Source organism: Arthrobacter sp. JCM 19049, assembly GCF_001310435.1.
The window spans coordinates 1-1,991 of sequence record NZ_BAXF01000404.1; the positions used below are offsets into that span (position 1 = coordinate 1).

Annotated in this window: 2 protein-coding genes; both read left to right on the forward strand. The window is 65.3% G+C overall.

Features of this window, described 5'->3' with window-relative positions; all coding sequences use genetic code 11:
- Positions 1 to 598, forward strand: a 598-nt coding sequence (locus JCM19049_RS12710) for a TatD family hydrolase (protein WP_279403158.1), incomplete at its 5' end; no start/stop codon positions are given.
- A gap of 263 nt (positions 599 to 861) precedes the next feature.
- Positions 862 to 1,991: resuscitation-promoting factor (locus tag JCM19049_RS12715; RefSeq protein ID WP_279403159.1), on the forward strand; the 1,130-nt coding region annotated here is incomplete at its 3' end.

Genomic DNA, 1,991 nt, shown 5'->3' on the forward strand with positions numbered 1-1,991 from the left:
TCCACCCAATGATGCGGCCCGGCTGGCCGAACGCGGACAGCTGGACGCGGCGATCGAGCGGATCGACGAGCTGGCCGGACAGGAGCGGGTGCGGGCCGTGGGGGAAACCGGCCTGGATTACTTCCGTACCGGGCCCGAGGGCCGGCCGGTGCAGGAGGAATCATTCCGCCGCCACATCGAGATCGCCCGCCGCCACGGCAAGGCCCTGCAGATCCACGACCGCGACGCCCACCAGGACGTGGTGCGCGTGCTGCGTGATGAGCCGCTGCCGCCCAAGGTGGTCTTCCACTGCTTCTCCGGGGATGCGCAGCTGGCGCGCATCTGCAACGAAAACGGCTGGTACATGTCCTTCGCCGGAACCGTGAGCTTCAAGAACTCCACCGGCATCCAGGACGCCCTGGCCCTGGCCGACCCCCGGCTGATCCTGGTGGAAACCGACGCCCCGTTCCTGACCCCGCACCCCTACCGGGGCCGGCCCAACGCCAGCTACATGATCCCCTACACGCTGCGCTTCATGGCCGGACACCGGGGTGCGGACCTGGAGCAGCTGTGCTCGCAGGTCATGGCGAACACCGTGGAGGTGTACGGCGCATTCTAAGCCCGGCCAAGTGTGTCGTGCGCCATCCACGCTTGCCTGATTATTACAATTCGGTTACGGTACTACAAGTGTCTCGCGCCGGGAGTGGCTGGAACCGCCCCCACAGCGACGCCGCGACAGCGCCGCAAAGCCCCGTACGGGTGGCAGCGGCACGACGCATGGAAATTGTATGTACGTATTGGTGACCCACGGGTCACTGGGCCCGCCCGGGCCTCACGCACCGGGAACCGGCGCCCACAACCGATGGGGAACCATTCACTGTGATGCACTTGCTCAAGAAACGCTCGGTCAAGTTCCTGGCCCAGGCCGTAGCGGTCGCCGTCATCATCGCCGGCGCCGTCTTCTACATTGCCGGGCAGAAGTCCGTAACCCTGGCCATCGACGGGGACCAGCAGGTGCTGAACACCCGCGCCGCCACCGTCGAGGATCTGCTCGCCCAGCAGGACATCGCCCTGGGGGAACGCGACGAGGTCTTCCCGGCGCTGGATTCCTCGCTGGATGACGAGCAGACCGTTAAGGTCAAGCGCAACAAGTCGGTGCAGGTCTCGGTGGACGGCACCGACCGGGTCGTGCACACCACCGGGATGACCGTGGCCGACGTGGTCAAGCAGCTGGAACTGGAAAAGGGCGCCGAAGTGTCCCTCTCCGATGACATCGCCCTGATGTCACTGAGCGAAAGCATCGAAATCATCACCCCGAAGGTCGTGAACCTGAAGGTCGGCAAGGACAAGCGGCAGCAGGTGGAAACCACCGCGCAGAGCGTCGCCGAACTGCTGGACGCCGAGGGCGTGAAGCTGGATGAGAACGACGAGATCAACCTGAAGGCCGACGGCGAGACCACCAAGGACGCCAAGCCGGGCACCGAGATCAGCGACAAGATGGACGTCGACGTGATCCAGGTCGAGGTCAGGACCTGGGAAGAAACCCGCGACATCGCCTTCGACACCGAGGAAGTCAAGGACTCCAAGCTTCAGAAGGGCAAGACCAAGGTCAAGACCAAGGGCGAAAAGGGCGAGCGCGAGCTGACCCTGCGCCAGGAAACCCGCAACGGCACGAAGGGCGAGGAAGAAGTCCTGAAGTCCAAGGTCACCAAGGAACCGGTCGCCAAGGTCATCAAGGTCGGCACCAAGAAGCCGGCTGAATCCAAGAGCGAGTCCAAGAAGAAGACCGCCACCCCCAAGAGCGTCTCCGGCGCCTGGTCGGCCCTGGCCAAGTGCGAATCCGGCGGCAACTGGTCGATCAACACCGGCAACGGCTACTACGGCGGCCTGCAGTTCTCCGCCTCCTCCTGGCGTGCCGTGGGCGGCACCAAGTACGCACCGCTGCCGCACCAGGCCACCCCGCAGGAGCAGGTGGCAGCAGCGGAGAAGCTGCGCGCCAGCGGCGGTTGGGG